The 14320-nt window shown below is 71.6% G+C and carries 14 protein-coding genes and 1 pseudogene; 4 read left to right on the top strand and 11 right to left on the bottom strand.

The features are described 5' to 3' along the window. Positions 1 to 24: 24 nt before the first annotated feature. On the bottom strand, positions 25 to 801 hold the full coding sequence (locus tag AB0C69_RS23215) for an aldo/keto reductase (RefSeq protein WP_360356783.1): 777 nt from the start codon (positions 799 to 801) through the stop codon (positions 25 to 27). Positions 802 to 1036: 235 nt separating this feature from the next. Here AB0C69_RS23215 and AB0C69_RS23220 point away from each other — a divergent pair, with 235 nt between their 5' ends. Genes AB0C69_RS23220 through AB0C69_RS23230 form a run of 3 tightly spaced genes read left to right on the top strand, consistent with a single transcriptional unit; the run spans position 1037 to position 3813 of the window. Next, on the top strand, positions 1037 to 1897 hold the full coding sequence (locus AB0C69_RS23220; RefSeq protein ID WP_353833051.1) for a peptidoglycan-binding protein: 861 nt from the start codon (positions 1037 to 1039) through the stop codon (positions 1895 to 1897). 43 nt (positions 1898 to 1940) lie between these two features. Then, on the top strand, positions 1941 to 2831 hold the full coding sequence (locus tag AB0C69_RS23225; RefSeq protein ID WP_360356785.1) for a peptidase inhibitor family I36 protein: 891 nt from the start codon (positions 1941 to 1943) through the stop codon (positions 2829 to 2831). A 34-nt stretch (positions 2832 to 2865) separates the two neighbouring features. Then, positions 2866 to 3813 carry a peptidase inhibitor family I36 protein gene (locus tag AB0C69_RS23230; protein ID WP_360356787.1) on the top strand — a complete coding sequence of 316 codons (948 nt, stop codon included), beginning with the start codon at positions 2866 to 2868 and terminating at the stop codon, positions 3811 to 3813. Between the two features lie 47 nt (positions 3814 to 3860). On the opposite strand, the gene AB0C69_RS23235 is transcribed toward AB0C69_RS23230, so the two are convergent. Continuing rightward, on the bottom strand, positions 3861 to 4868 hold the full coding sequence (locus tag AB0C69_RS23235) for an NBR1-Ig-like domain-containing protein (RefSeq protein ID WP_360356813.1): 1008 nt from the start codon (positions 4866 to 4868) through the stop codon (positions 3861 to 3863). Positions 4869 to 5191: 323 nt separating this feature from the next. Here AB0C69_RS23235 and AB0C69_RS23240 point away from each other — a divergent pair, with 323 nt between their 5' ends. Continuing rightward, entirely contained in the window at positions 5192 to 6406 is a 1215-nt protein-coding gene (locus AB0C69_RS23240) for an ammonium transporter (RefSeq protein ID WP_345179427.1), read from the top strand. 13 nt (positions 6407 to 6419) lie between these two features. On the opposite strand, the gene AB0C69_RS23245 is transcribed toward AB0C69_RS23240, so the two are convergent. The 9 genes and pseudogenes from AB0C69_RS23245 to AB0C69_RS23285 form a co-directional block, all read right to left on the bottom strand. After that, positions 6420 to 8339 carry an FUSC family protein gene (locus AB0C69_RS23245; RefSeq protein ID WP_360356791.1) on the bottom strand — a complete coding sequence of 640 codons (1920 nt, stop codon included), beginning with the start codon at positions 8337 to 8339 and terminating at the stop codon, positions 6420 to 6422. A gap of 18 nt (positions 8340 to 8357) precedes the next feature. Continuing rightward, positions 8358 to 8714: a fluoride efflux transporter CrcB gene (crcB, locus tag AB0C69_RS23250; protein WP_360356794.1), complete on the bottom strand. Its 357-nt coding sequence runs from the start codon at positions 8712 to 8714 to the stop codon at positions 8358 to 8360. Then, positions 8711 to 9226, bottom strand: a complete 516-nt coding sequence (locus AB0C69_RS23255; RefSeq protein WP_360356797.1) for a CrcB family protein — start codon at positions 9224 to 9226, stop codon at positions 8711 to 8713. Before AB0C69_RS23255 ends, crcB begins: the two co-directional genes overlap by 4 nt. 8 nt (positions 9227 to 9234) lie before the next feature. Then, entirely contained in the window at positions 9235 to 10203 is a 969-nt protein-coding gene (locus AB0C69_RS23260; RefSeq protein WP_360356800.1) for an urease accessory protein UreD, read from the bottom strand. Then, complete coding sequence (gene ureG, locus AB0C69_RS23265) at positions 10185 to 10820, bottom strand: urease accessory protein UreG (protein WP_360356803.1); 636 nt, start codon at positions 10818 to 10820, stop codon at positions 10185 to 10187. Before ureG ends, AB0C69_RS23260 begins: the two co-directional genes overlap by 19 nt. A gap of 23 nt (positions 10821 to 10843) precedes the next feature. Continuing rightward, positions 10844 to 11554 (bottom strand): urease accessory UreF family protein, encoded by a 711-nt coding sequence (locus AB0C69_RS23270; protein WP_360356806.1) that lies wholly within the window; start codon positions 11552 to 11554, stop codon positions 10844 to 10846. After that, positions 11551 to 13272: an urease subunit alpha gene (gene ureC / locus AB0C69_RS23275; protein WP_345179441.1), complete on the bottom strand. Its 1722-nt coding sequence runs from the start codon at positions 13270 to 13272 to the stop codon at positions 11551 to 11553. Before ureC ends, AB0C69_RS23270 begins: the two co-directional genes overlap by 4 nt. A gap of 135 nt (positions 13273 to 13407) precedes the next feature. Then, a pseudogene (ureB, locus tag AB0C69_RS23280) lies at positions 13408 to 13710 on the bottom strand (urease subunit beta); the annotation flags it as partial. A 24-nt stretch (positions 13711 to 13734) separates the two neighbouring features. After that, complete coding sequence (locus tag AB0C69_RS23285) at positions 13735 to 14145, bottom strand: CbiX/SirB N-terminal domain-containing protein (protein ID WP_360356810.1); 411 nt, start codon at positions 14143 to 14145, stop codon at positions 13735 to 13737. Positions 14146 to 14320 lie beyond the last annotated feature (175 nt).

Genomic DNA, 14320 nt, shown 5'->3' on the forward strand with positions numbered 1-14320 from the left:
CTCCGCTCGCGGGGGGCGGGCCGGTCAGGCGTCTCGGGCGAGGGCGTCGACGGCGGCGACGTCCTCGTCCGTGAGGGCGAACCCTTCGAGGTCGAAGTTGGCGGCGATGTGCTCCCGGCGCGACGACCTCGGAAGGATCACGATGTCGTGCTCCAGATGCCAGCGGAGGACGACCTGGGCGGGCGTGACTCCGAGCCGCCGGGCGATCCCGGTGAGGACGGGGTCGCGCAGGTCGGTGTTCTTCAGACCGCTGTAGCCCTCGACCACGATCCCCCGGCGCCGGTGCTCGTCCAGCAGCGCCGGGTCGTGCTGCGCCGGGCTCCACGAGATCTGGTTGACCGCCGGCCGCCGCCCGGTGGCCTCCGTCAGGCCGTCGATCAGCGCCGGGCTGTAGTTGCTCACCCCGGCATGGCGGACCAGTCCCGCGTCCTGGGCGTCCAGCAGCGCCCGCCAGGTCGGGACGAGCTCGTCCCCGCCGGTCGGCCAGTGGATCAGCCAGAGGTCCACGTAGCCGGTGTCGAGCAGGCGGAGGCTAGTCTCCAGGGTGCGGCGGGCGTCCCGCGCGTCCTGCGGGCGCAGCTTGGTGGTGACGAAGACCTCCTCCCGGTCGACGCCGCTGTCCTTCAGGGCCCGGCCGACGTCCGCCTCGTTGCGGTACAGCGTGGCGGTGTCGACGTGCCGGTAGCCGATCTCCAGCGCCTCCCGCACCGATGCGTACGCCGCCTCGGGCCGCAGCTGCCAGGTCCCGAAACCGATCATCGGCAGCGCGCCGCCGCCGGGCAGAGTCACAGTCCGCGTCATGCATCGCATTCTTCCCCGCGATCAGCGTCCCGCAACGATTTCCGTTTCCTGACTCCCGGTGCCCCGGAGGGGCCTTCCGAGCCGGGCGTCCCGTCTGTCAGATCGTGTCTACGTCTGTACGGAATCTCCTGGCGGACAGACTGACAACAACGATCTTCTTGTGAACACGTGAGCAGCCGGGCGACCGTGGAATCCGCCGCGGGCTCTGCGCCCAGTCCCCTCCCCAGGAGACCCGATGAAGCTGCCTTCGTACGCCGCCGCCGTCGTGACGGCGACCCTGCTCACCTCGTTCACCGGCCCGGCCGAGACGCCGGCGGCCCGGGCGGCCGGCGGCCAGGCGCCCGGCGTCCGGGCCCTGCCGAGCGTGAACATGGAGGCCACCGTCAAGGCCGCCCAGATCGACCCGCGGCGGGCGGACGACACGCTCACCCCGGGCGCCAAGGCCAGCGTGCTCCTGGTCGAGCAGGCACTGCGCGACCGGAACCTGCTCGACGCCGCGTGGGTGGACGGCTACTTCGGCACCACCACGGTCGCCGCCTACGCGAAGTACCAGAAGTCGCTCGGCTACACCGGTCTCGCCGCCAACGGGCTGCCGGGCAAGACGTCGCTCGCCAAGCTCGGAACCGGACGCTTCACCGTCGCCGACGTCATCGAACCGGGCGCGCGCGTGCCCGCCGACGGGGCCGTCGTCAACACCCGGACGCGGAGCATGCTGGCCGAGGCGGAGCGGCTGCTCGGCCGCGATCTCGTGCTGGACCAGGGCTCCTACAACCCCGGCGGCGACCCCACCTCCGCGGGCACCCACGACGGCGGGGGCGTCGTGGACGTCTCGGTGCAGGGGATGGACTCCGCCACCCGCACCGCGGTCGCCCGCACGCTGCGCCGTGTCGGCTTCGCCGCATGGGTGCGCAGCCCCGCGCAGGGCGACTGGCCGTGGCACATCCACGCCGCCGCCATCAGCGACACCGACCTCTCGAGCCAGGCCCAGCACCAGACCGGCGACTACTACCTCGGCCTGGACGGCCTCTCCGGCCGCGGCCCCGACGACGGCCCGAAGGTGACCATCCGCACCTGGGAGGAGTACCAGCGCACCTGACCCGTCCGTACCCCCTGACAAGAGAACCGAAGGAGAGAACGGCATGAACAAGCTCACCAAGGCCCTCACCGCCACGGCGACCGGCGCGGTCACGCTCGGCGGGGTCGCGTCCGTCTACGTCCTGCCCGCCTCGGCGGCGGCCCGCGACGGCAAGTGCGACAGCGGCGAGTTCTGCTACTACTACAACAGCGACAACCAGGGCTCGATCTCGGACTTCACCGGATCCATCGCCGACTACGGCACCACACAGCCCTCCTGCTACGACTTCAAAGGCGACGGCAACGGCAAAGGCCTCTGCGTCAAGAACAACGCCGCCTCCGTCTGGAACAACACCGGCAAGACCGTCCGCGTCTACTACAACAGCAACTACGGCGGCAGCTACCAGGACTTCAGCGCCGGCGCCAAGGGCAACCTGAACGCCACCCTCAAGAACCAGAACGCCTCCCACGAGTTCTCGCCGTCGGCGCGCACGAACATGTCGTACGGGCTGTACGCGGCGAGCGGCGGGAGCATCACCTGCGGCTTCGACGGCTACACCACCACGCCCGGACGGCACGAGGGCATCGACATCGCCCGCGGCATCGGCTCCGACGTCCACGCCCTGGTCGCCGGTAAGATCATCTACATCGCGCGCGGGGCCACCGGCAGCTCGGGGCTCTCCACCATCTCCGTCTACAACGCCTCGCTCGACAAGACGGTGATCTACCTGCACTCCGCTCCGCGGTCCTCGCTGAGCGTGGGGCAGTCGATCAGCCGCGGCCAGGTCATCGCCGACGAGTCGTGGCACGGGGTGTCGTCCAGCTCGGGCGCCCACACCCACGTCGAGATGCGTCTCGGGCAGCAGACGCACGCGGCCAAGAGCGTCAACGACCCGACCCTGGACAACCCGAACCCGACCACGTTCTGGAACTCCCAGGGCTACAACGTCCGATAGAGCGCAGCGGCCTCCACCAGAGGGGAAGACGACTGTGTCGAAACGAAGCGTGCGGCTGATCTCGCGGGTCACCGCGACGACCGCCGCGACGGCGCTCGGCGGGATCGCCCTCGTCCCCGCCTCCCCCGCCTCGGCCGCGGCCCGCGACGGCAAGTGCGACAGCGGCGAGTTCTGCTACTACTACAACAGCGACAACCAGGGCTCGATCTCGGACTTCACCGGATCCATCGCCGACTACGGCACCACACAGCCCTCCTGCTACGACTTCAAAGGCGACGGCAACGGCAAAGGCCTGTGCGTCAAGAACAACGCCGCCTCCGTCTGGAACAACACCAGCAAGACCGTCCGCGTCTACTACAACAGCAACTACGGCGGCAGCTACCAGGACTTCAGCGCCGGCGCCAAGGGCAACCTGAACGCCACCCTCAAGAACCAGAACGCCTCCCACCAGTTCCTGGGCTCGACGCCGCCGCCGACCGGCTGCAAGACCGACGGCACCGACAGCAGGCTCCCATCGACGATCCTGGTGTACCGGGTGTCGCTCGGCCGGGTCGACCGGGTGACGTTCAAGAGCTACGTCAAGGACGTCCTGCCCAACGAGTGGGTGCCGAGCTGGCCCGCGGAGTCCCTGAAGGCCGGCGCGATGGCCGTCAAGAGCTACGGCTGGTACTGGGCGCTGCACTCGACCCGCACGACGTCGGGCGGCCAGTGCTTCGACGTCTACGACACCACGTCGAGCCAGGTCTACAAGCCCGGATCCGCGACGGCGTCGACGAGCGCCGCGGTGGACGCGACGTGGGACACCCGCATGACCCGCGGCGGGAAGATCCTTGAGGCCCACTACTGCTCCACGACGACGGCGTGCGGCGGCTGGGTCACCGGGGACTGGATGTCGCAGTACGGCTCCCGCGACAAGGCCGAGGCCGGCTGGAGCTACTCCAGGATCCTCAACGCCTACTACACCGGGATCACGCTCTCCTGATCCCCCGACCGTTCGACCGGCCCCCGCCGTGCCCCTCGCGGCGGGGGCTACGGTCCCTCGACGATGACCTGGAAGTTGACCGGACGGCTTCCGGGGAACGCGACCTTTCCCTCACCGTCCACCATCTTGAACCGCACGTAGCATAAGCCCGGCTTCCGCGGCGTGGTGATCTCGGCGCGGACGTCGACCGTGCGGCCCGGCTCCGTGTCGGCGATCGGCACGTCGGAGATGGTCTGGCAGTCGCCGGCCTTCTGCGGGAGGTCGAGGCGGCGCAGCGAGTAGTCGTCCCATGGGACCGTTCCGGTGTTCTTGAGCCGCCAGACCTTGGTGATGTTCTGGCCGGCGCCGACGCGCGTGCAGTCGGGCAGGGTGATGTCCGCGACGAAGCTGGCGGCGTCGCCCTTGTGCCTCGGCGAGGCCGGCGCCGGGTTGGTCGGCTGCACCGGGCAGTCGGCCGGAGTGAGCGCGTTCTTCGCCCGGTTCCCGTACTCCTCCATGCCGTCCTTGCCGGAGTCGTGGTCGACCACGATGAGGACCACGGCCCACGTACCGATGACCGCCGCCGCCAGCGCCACCGCGCCCGGGCTGCTCAACCGGTATCTTCCCCGGCGTTTCGGGGCCGGGTAGAGCGCCCGCACGTCCCCCGCGCCATGCCCGGGCACCGGCGCGGCGGACCGGGGAGCCGAGGTCTCGTCATGCTCCGAGGGCCCCGGCGGCTCCAGGGCGATGTGCAGGGCCTGGGCCTCCGCCGTCTTCGGGACGGAGGCTTCGAGCGCGGCGGACGCGGGCCTCTCGGCGTTCGCCGACCTGACCGCCTGGTTCGCCCTCTCCCAGCGTTCCCGGTACGCGGCCGGATCCCCGCCGCACGCCTTGACGAACTCGACGGTGGTCCCCCAGCTCGGAAGGCGGTTGCCCTTCGTGGCCTCGTGCAACGTCGTGTGCGAGATCGCCCCCGACCTTCCGGACATCTCACGGAAAGGCGGGTTGCCGACCGATTCCCGCAGTTCTCGTAGAACCGCCGCGAAGTCCTCGATCGCCTCCGCCTGTGCACGCATGTGGTCCACCGGGTGAAGCTAACAGCGCCCGGTCCTCCCCTCAAGCACATGTTTTTATCGGTTTTCTACCGTTCCGGTCGCTTCGTCGTGACCTGTGCGCGGCCCCACCGCGTCCACGGACTGGAGCCGCACGCGATGATCATCGGGCGCCGCGACCACACCGCGACCGGCCGCCCCGGCGACGCCCCAGAAAAAGTTCGGCCTGGTAAACGAAGGCAAAGGCCGACCTATCTAAATTTGTCCGGAGGCACTCCTCCGGAGCGTTTCACATGCTCGCCGCTGCCCATACCTCAATGGTGTCGCCTTAAGCCAGGAGTTGATGCATGAGTTTTGGGTTGAATACCGGCGATTCGGCATGGGTGCTCGTCAGCTTCGCCATGGTGCTGCTCATGACGCCGGGACTCGCCCTCTTCTACGGCGGCATGGTCCGGGCGAAGAACCTCGTCAGCGTCCTCTACATGAGCTTCGTCTCGATCGCCGTGGTGACCGTCGTCTGGTTCGCCTACGGGTACGGCCTCGCGTTCGGCGACGACGTGGGAGGGGCCGGCCTCATCGGCTGGGGCAGGTGGCAGTTCCTCAAGACCACCCCGTCGGTCCTGAGGGGCGTCATCCCGGAGTACGTGTTCTCGATGTTCCAGCTGGTCTTCGCGATCATCACGCTCGCACTGATCAGCGGCTCGGTCGCCAACCGCGTCCGGCTCGGGCCCTGGATGGTCTTCGGCGTGGTCTGGGTGACCCTCGTCTATCTGCCGGTCGCCCACTGGGTGTTCTCCAAAGGGGGCTGGATCAACCGGTGGGGCGCGCTGGACTTCGCCGGCGGCCTGGTCGTCGAACTCAACTCCGGCATCGCGGGCCTGGCGCTGGCGCTGGTGCTCGGGCCGGGCCTGCGCTTCCGCAGGGAGGGGCCCCCCGAGCCGAAGAACATCCCGCTGGTGATGGCGGGCATGGGGCTGCTGTGGTTCGGCTGGTTCGGGTTCAACGGCGGATCGGCGCTGACGGACGGCGCCCTCGCGGCCAACGCCGTGGTCAACACCATGATGTGCGGGTGCGTCGCGATGCTGGCCTGGATGCTGCTGGAGCGGGCCCGGTTCGGGCGGTTCTCCAGGCTGGGGGGCACGACCGGCGCGCTCGCCGGCCTGGTGGCCATCACCCCCGCCTGCGGATACGTCAACCTGTTCGGCGCGACGGTGCTCGGCATCGTCGTCGCCGTCGTCTGCACGTACGCCGTCGAGGTCAAGACGTCCGTCGGTTACGACGACACCCTGGACGTCGTGGGCATCCACGGCGCCGGCGGCATCGTCGGCGTGGTCCTGCTCGGGTTCTTCGCCACCGGCAAGTACGGCAGCCCCACCGCCGGCCTCGTCTACGGCGGCTCGATCTCCCTGCTCGGCAAGCAGATCGTCGCCATTCTCGCCGTCGGCTGCTACAGCTTCGTGCTGACCTACGTCATCGGCAAGGTCGTGGACGTCCTGCTGGCCTTCCGCCCGAGCGCCCGCGAGGAGGCCGAGGGCCTCGACACGGAGCTGCGGATCGGGTGAACGCGCCCGGCCGTCACAGCGGAAGGGTCCTGTGCAGACGGCGGATCTGGACGGCCGCCTCGCCGAGGACGCCCTCGCCGGACGGGCCGGGCAGGCGCGGTGTCCGCGGCGGCCGTCCGTCGCGCACCGCCGCCGCCATCTCCCGGAGATCCGCCGAGATGGCCCGGGCCGCCCGCCGCGGCGGCGGCTCGGCGCCCCCGCGGACCTTGACGGACGCGGCGGTGACGGTGTCCACGAGCGCGTCGAGGGCGCCCAGGACCGGCCACCAGGCGGCGCCCGCGCGGCCGGCCGGCGGGGGTTCGGACTGCACCTCCCGCAGGTCGGCCCGGACGGCGTCGAGGCTGCGGTGCAGGGCCCTCCGGTCCCGGGCCCGGACGTTCCGGGGGCCGGTGAAGGCCTCGTCGAGGTAGTCGGCGAGCGCCCCGAACCCCGCGGTGAACCGCTCGCCGATCCGGACCCGGCGGCTCCACGGCCAGAGGGCGTATCCGAAGACCATGACGATCAGGCAGCCGAGGAGGGTGTCGGACAGGCGGGCCAGCACGAGCTCGTCGGACGGCTGCGGCGAGGTCATGTCGAACAGGAAGAGCATCAGGGGGGTGACCGCGACCGTCCGCATCGCGTAGGACCGTGCCTTCAGCACCGGGATCAGCCCGCCGAACAGCGCCGCGAGCGGGACCGCGGCCCAGCCGCGCGGGACGGCCACCAGCACCAGCAGGGTGGGGACGGCCGCCGCGACCGTGCCGACCGCGCGCAGCAGGGACCGGACGAAGACCGAGCCGAAGTCGGGTTTCAGGACCACGGCGACCGTCAGCGGAAGCCAGAGGGAATGCACCGTGGGGATCCAGAGGTCGTGGAGCACGCCCGGGAACTCGACGAACGCCGAGGCGATCGCCATGCACAGGGCCAGCCGGAGCCCGTACCGCCAGGCCGCAGCGGAGGTGAGGGCCATCCGGGCGGCCCGGTACGCCCGGGCCGGCAGCGGTCTCGGCAGCCCGAGCCAGTCGGGGTCCTCGGGGTGCGCCTCCGACAGCCGCAGGCGGGCGAACTCGACGGGCCGGGCGAAGGCCGGGTCCCCCCGGAACGGCGCGGTCCCCGCGTCCCGGTTCCCGCTCCGGACGGCGTCCGCGATCCGCCGCACCGCCTCGGCCAGTCCCGGCGGCGCGGGCCGCGCGGACCGGATGAGCAGGGTGAGCGCCTCCAGCAGGGGCGTGGCCGCGTTGAGCATGGCGACCAGCCAACGCGTCTCCTCGCCCCAGTGCTTCTTGTCGCGGACGCGATGGCACATCAGCGCGTCTTGGGCGGTGTCCACCGCCATGCTGAGCGCCGTCCGGGCGCCGCCCGGATGGGGGGCGGCGTCGACCAGGTCGGCGGCCCTGCCGTAGACGTCGGCGACGGCCCGGTGTTCGGGGCCGGGGCGGTGCCTCCACGGCCGCCAGCTCAGCACCGCCAGGACGATGTAGAAGGCTCCGCCCGCGAGCTGGAAGAGCGGGGGGAGCCACCATTCCCCGGGCCCGGGCAGGCCGGTACCGATCACGTTCATGAACAGCAGCGCCAGCGAGGCCCCCGACGCGATGGTGCCGATCGAGCTGACCAGCCCGGACAACAGCGCGACCGCCGTGGTCGCCGTGACCGTCCCCCAGCCGTGCCCGTGGGCGAACTGGCCGACGACCAGGCCGGCCGCGCCCGCCAGTTGCGAGGCGGCGAGGCCGAGCGCCCTCGACCGGTAGGGGCCGATGTCGGGCCGCATCGTCGCCAGCACCATGCCGGCCGCCGCGAGCAGTCCGGCGCGGGGTTCGTCCAGGGCCAGCGCCACCGCGGTCACCGTGCCGAACGCGACCGCCGCGCGGGCGGCGCCGAGCCAGGGCAAGGGCTCCCTGGACGGCGCGAGGGCCCGGCTCAGCCAGTTCCCGGCAGCGGCCCGCGTGGCGCCCATCGGCAGGGACGGCCCGCGTCAGACCGCTTGGAAGGCGGCGTACAGGAGGCTGAACACGCCGATGCCCAGCCCCAGGGAGAGGAGCACGTTCGCCGCGCCCCTGGCGTACTGCCCGTCCTGGAAGAGGTGGACGGTGTCCAGCTCGAAGGTGCTGAACGTGGTCAGCGCCCCGCAGAAACCGGTGCCGACCAGGCCGTCGGGTCCCGCGCTCGTGGTCACGCCGTGCAGCGCGCCCAGGATTCCCGTGCCGAGGAGGTTGACCGTCAGCGTCCCCCACGGGAACGCCTTCCCGAACCGGTTCTTGACCGCCGTGTCGAGGACGAAGCGCAGCATGGCGCCGCACGCTCCCCCGATGAGCACCAGCAGAGCGATCATGTCGGCGCGCCGCCCTCCGGTCCTGCGGCGCGGTACGGCAGGAGCCTTCCGCCCCAGAGGCCGGCGGCGACCGCGATCCACCCGCCCACCACGCTGACCACCGCGTAGACGGCGCTCTGGTCCCAGGCGCCGGCGCGGCCGAGGGCGTGCACGCCGTCGATGAGGTGGGAGAACGTGGTGAACCCTCCCAGGTACCCGGTCACCAGCAGCGGCCGGGCGACGGGGTGCGGCCTGCCCTTGAGCAGGTACGTCGTCAGGATCCCGATGAACAGGCAACCGAGCATGTTCACGAGGAGGGTCCCCCAGGGGAACCCGTGCCGCGCCCCGGGCATCGCCTTGATGAGCAGGTCACGGGCCAGCGCCCCGACCGCCCCTCCGATCGCGACGTCGAGGAGCGCGCGCGGCCTGATCCCCGGGTGGCGGGGCGGCCCCTTCCCGCGCCGGTCCAGGACGGTGGCCTCGGCCGCCTCGCGGCGGAGCAGCCGCCCGGCCCGCCTTCGCGGATCCCCCATGGCCGGTGTCACCATCTGCGCCGGTCGGGGGCGGGCACGCCGAGCAGCAGCCGGCGGACGGCATCCCAGACGTGCATGAAGGCGTTCTCGACCTCGGGCGACCGCTCCCCCAGGACGCGCGCCCAGGCGCCCCGGTCTCCCGGCAGGACGCTGGCTCCGGCCCGCAGCCCCGTGCGGGCGAGCGCCTCGTGCATCGTGTCCGCCACGGCCTGCGCGGGTCTCCGACCGGTGACGACGTACAGGGACGCCAGGACCCCGAAGTCGTCCATCACCGCCGGGCCCGTCACCGCCCGCTCCCCTGGCACCAGGTGGAGCGGATCCGCGAACAGCAGCCGTCCCGCGGTGTCGTGCACCTCGACGTCGCTGCAGTACGCCGTGTAGGCGTGCCGTTCCCCGCGGGCGAGCCGGCCGGCCAGCAGCGTCTCGCCCAGCAGGACGGTGGAGTCGGGAGGGGCGTTGACGGCGATGTGCTGGTAGAAGCGGGCGCCCCCGAAGGGGATCGTCGTGTCCGGCAGGTACTCCAGGTAGCCGCCGGGGCCCACCGCGAGCCGGACGAGCTGCGTGGCGTAGTCCTGCTCCATCCGGTAGAGCCGGGTGGCGCCCTGGGTGGTCACGTGCACGGACGCCCCCGCACCGCAGGAGACGTCGACGCGGTAGCGGTCCCCTTGGAGGACACCGCCTCCGGACGACATGAGCATGACGTACGGCAGGTCCGGCGCCCCGGGATCGGGGCGGAGCGGGCGGGTGATGTGCAGCGGCGCCTTCTGGTAGTGGCCGGTCAGCTCCGTCCGGTCGCCGACCAGCTCGAACTCCAGGTCGAGGACGCCGACCTTGCCGGGGCTGCCGGCCGGGAGCATGTCCACGGCGCGGGCGTGCCGCCGCACGGGCTCGGGCACCCAGCGGGGCAGGTACCGCTCGGGCGAGAGGCGGTCGGTCCCCCCTGCGCCGCCCGCCGCCCCTACACCGGCGAGGTACACGCCGCCCCCGCCCGCGCCTCGATGAAGTCGACGACCTCCGCGACGCCGGTGCCGGCGAGGCAGTCGGTCAGCGCGACCGGGCCCTCGCCGCGCACCGCCCGCGCGTCCCGTTCCATGACCCCCAGGTCGGTGCGGACGTACGGGGCGATGTCGATCTTGTTGATGACCAGCAGGTCGGAGTCGGTGGTGCCGGGGCCGCGCTTGCGCGGCATCTTCTCGCCCTCGGCGGTGTCCAGGACGAAGATGTACACGTCGGCCAGCGCCGGGCTGAAGGTGAGCGTGAGGTTGTCGCCGCCGCTCTCGAACAGCAGGAGGTCGAGTTCGGGGAAGCGGTCGAGCATCTCGGCCGCCGCCGCCAGGTTCATGGTCGGGTCGTCGCGGACGGCGGTGTGCGGGCACGCGCCCGTCTCGACCCCCACGATCCGCTCGGGGTCGAGCGTCCCGGCCAGGGTGCGGCGGACGTGCTCGGCGTCCTCCTGGGTGTAGATGTCGTTGGTGATGACGCCGATCTCGTGGCCCAGCGTCCGCAGCCTCGGCACCAGCGCCTCGATCAGCGCCGTCTTGCCGCTTCCGACCGGGCCCCCGATGCCCACCTTGAAGACCTTGTCCAGCTCCATCCCGCCTCCTTCGTTTCAACGGATCAGGTGACGAACAGGCGGGCCTCCGCCCGCTCGTGCGCGGCCGAGACGACGTCGGCGACGGGCACCGAGCCGTGCAGCTCCCGCGGGTCGCGGACGGCGAGCGCCGCCCGCGCGACCCGGGCGAGGTCCGGGCGGACCTCGCACAGCAGCCGCTGGGCGCGGCGGAAGTCGGTGCGCCCCAGCCGCACCGCCGCCGCCGTCCAGCTCGCGGCGAAGGCGTACAGGTCGGCGGCGACCGCGTGCGCCGCGGACACGCCGAGCCCCGCGTAGAGCGCGCCGACCACGACCGCGTGGTTGCCCGGCGTGGTCCTGTCTCCCACCAGCTCCGCCAGCCGGGCGGTCTCGGGCGCCGGGAACGCGAAGGCCGCCGTGTCCAGGACCTGCCGTCCGGTCCGGGTCGAGGCGGCCCGCTGCTCGCGGTTCAGCTTGATCGCGTGCAGCCGCCGGTCGACGCGGACCAGCTCGTCCCAGCCGGCCGCGCGGGCCGCGCGGTGCGCCAGGACCAGGGCGGCCGCGTCCGCCGGGCCGACCGCGTTGTCCAGCAGGTCGGTCAGCAGCTCGCGCAGGTTCTCCGGCCCGGTGATCTGGAGCTGGACGTACCCCTCCAGACCGTGCGACAGCGTGTACATCCCGCTAGGGAAGCCGGAGTCGGTGAGCTGGAACTGGGCCAGCAGCGAATCCAGGTCCGCGGTGGCCGGACGTGCGCTCATGCCAGGAAGAAGAGCCGGTTCAGCGGCAGCTTCGTGGCCGGCTCGATGTGCGCGGGCTCCCCGTCCACCGTCACCTTGTAGGTCTCCGGATCGACCTTGATCTCGGCGAGCGTCGAGTTGCGGAGCATGTGGCGCTTGTCGACGGTCCGGCACTGGCGCACCGGCCGGATCAGCCGCTTCAGTTCGAGGCGCTCGGGCACGCCCGCCTCGATCGCGGCGCCGGACATGAAGGTCGCGCAGGTGCTCGACAGCGCCCTCCCGAAGGCCCCGTACGTCGGCCGGTAGTAGACGGGCTGCGGCGTCGGCAGGGACGCGTTCGGGTCGCCCATCTGCGCCCAGCTCACCATGCCGCCCTTGACGACCATGGACGGCTTGGCTCCGAAGGAGTGGACCGGCCACAGCACGATGTCGGCGAGCTTTCCGTCCTCCAGGGAGCCGATCGTGTCCGCGATCCCGGAGGCGCGGGCCGGGTTGATGGTCAGCTTGGCCAGGTAGCGCAGCACCCGGAAGTTGTCGTTGCGGGACGAGTCCTCGGGCAGCGCGCCCCTCTTGTCCTTGTTGTGGTGGGCGACCTGGAAGGCGCGGGTGAACGACTCTCCCACCCGGCCCATCGCCTGGGAGTCCGAGCCGATGATGCTGATGACGCCGAGGTCGTGCAGCACCGTCTCGGCCGAGATCGTCTCGGCGCGGACCCGGCTGTCGGCGAACGCCACGTCCTCGGGCACGTCGTAGCTGAGGTGGTGGCAGACCATCGTCATGTCCAGCAGCTCGTCGACCGAGTTGGCGGTGTAGGGCAGCGTCGGGTTGGTGGAGGCCGGGAGCACGTTCGGCTCGCCGGTCACCCGGAGGATGTCGGGGGCGTGCCCGCCGCCCGCGCCCTCGGAGTGGTAGGTGTGGATCGCGCGGCCGTTGATCGCGTTGATGGTGTCCTCGACGAAGCCGGCCTCGTTCAGGGTGTCGGTGTGGATGTTGATCTGGATGTCCAGCTCGTCGGCGACCGACAGCGCGCAGTCGATGACGGCCGGGGTGGCGCCCCAGTCCTCGTGCACCTTCAGCCCGGCGGCGCCCGCGGCGATCTGCTCCTCCAGCGGGCCCGGCAGGCTGCTGTTGCCCTTGCCGTAGACGGCGATGTTGATCGGGATGTCCTCGTAGGCCTGGAGGATGCGGGAGATGTTCCACGGGCCGGGGGTGGTGGTGCAGCCGCGGCTGCCGTCCGCCGGACCGGTGCCGCCGCCGACCAGGGTCGTGATCCCGTTGCTCAGCGCGTGCTGGGCCTGCTGGGGCGTGATGAAGTGGACGTGGGTGTCGATCCCGCCGGGCGTGGCGATGAGGTTCTCGCCGGAGATCACCTCGGTCGTCGCGCTGATGATGAGACGCCGGTCGACGCCGTTCTGGGTGTGCGGGTTGCCCGACTTGCCGATTCCGGCGATCTTCCCGTCCTTGATGCCGATGTCGCCCTTGACGACGCCCAGCACCGGGTCGAGGACCACCGCGTTCGTGATCACCAGGTCCAGGGCGACCGACCGCCCCGACGCCGGGTCGGCCGACATGCCGTCGCGGGCGGTCTTGCCGCCGCCGTACTGGGCCTCGTCCCCGTAGTGCCCCTCGGTGTGGTCCTTCTCCACCTCGACGACGAGGTCGGTGTCCCCGAGGCGGAGCCGGTCGCCGACCGTCGGGCCGTACATGGACGCGTACTGCTGACGGCTCATCGTGGTCATGGCGGCTCAGCCCTTCTTCCCGGAACGGGAGGATTTCGTCTTCCTGGACGTCTTCTTCGGCGGCTCGACCGGCTCGTCGAGATAGCCGCGCTTGTGCATCCGCCGCAGCGCCGTGCGGTGGGCCTCGCTCGACCGGACGCTGCCGTTGAGCAGGCCCCCGAACCCCACCAGCCGCAACCCGCCGCCGTACTCGACCAGCGTCACTTCCTTGGTGTCTCCGGGCTCGAATCGGACCGCGGTTCCCGACGGGATGTCCAACCGTTTCCCGAACGCCTTGTCGCGTTCGAATCTCAGCGCCCGGTTGGTCTCGAAGAAATGGAAGTGCGAACCGACCTGGACGGCGCGGTCGCCCGTGTTCTGCACCAGGATGGTCTCCCTGGGCTGACCGGCGTTCAGTTCGATATCGCCCTCGCCGTACATGTAGGCGTCATCCGACATGGACCTCTCCTTTCATGTCCGCCATCACCCGACGTGGATCTCCCGGAGATGACCGTGATCCTGCTCATGGCCGTGCCCGTGCCCGTGGCCGTGGCCGTGCCCGGGGGCCGCGGGCTCCAGCCCGTCGTCGCCGTCGTCGCTCCACCGGCGTTCCGCTTCGGCCACCCGTGCGCGGACCAGCGCGGCGAGTGAGGCCGGTCCGAGGAGCGGGCCCGCCGTGCGCACGTTGTCCCGCCGGGGCGCCGGCACGAAGGAGGCGGGCACGAGGACGACGTCGTCCGCCCCGAGCCGCCGGCAGCGCTCGACGCCCTCGTCCACGTCCGGCTCACCGCCCGTCAGCGCCACCTCCACCCACCGGACGGGCGTGTACTGCCACACCAGCCGCGCCACCCTGAACAGGTCGGCGTCGGGCTCGGGCCCGGCGGCGGGCGCCACCAGCAGGACCGCCCGCTCCCCCGGCCCGTCGAGCAGCGTCCGGGTGACCTCGCCCCTGATCCAGCCGACCAGGTGCTCGGCCGTGCCCAGCGGCCCGGCCAGCAGCAGGTCTCCCGGCGCCGATGCCGAACAGCCGGATCTCGGTGGCCGCCTCCACGTCCGTCAGCAGGCCGCT

Origin of the sequence: Actinomadura sp. NPDC048032, from assembly GCF_040653175.1 — a bacterium.
GTDB classification, from domain to species: domain Bacteria; phylum Actinomycetota; class Actinomycetes; order Streptosporangiales; family Streptosporangiaceae; genus Spirillospora; species Spirillospora verrucosospora.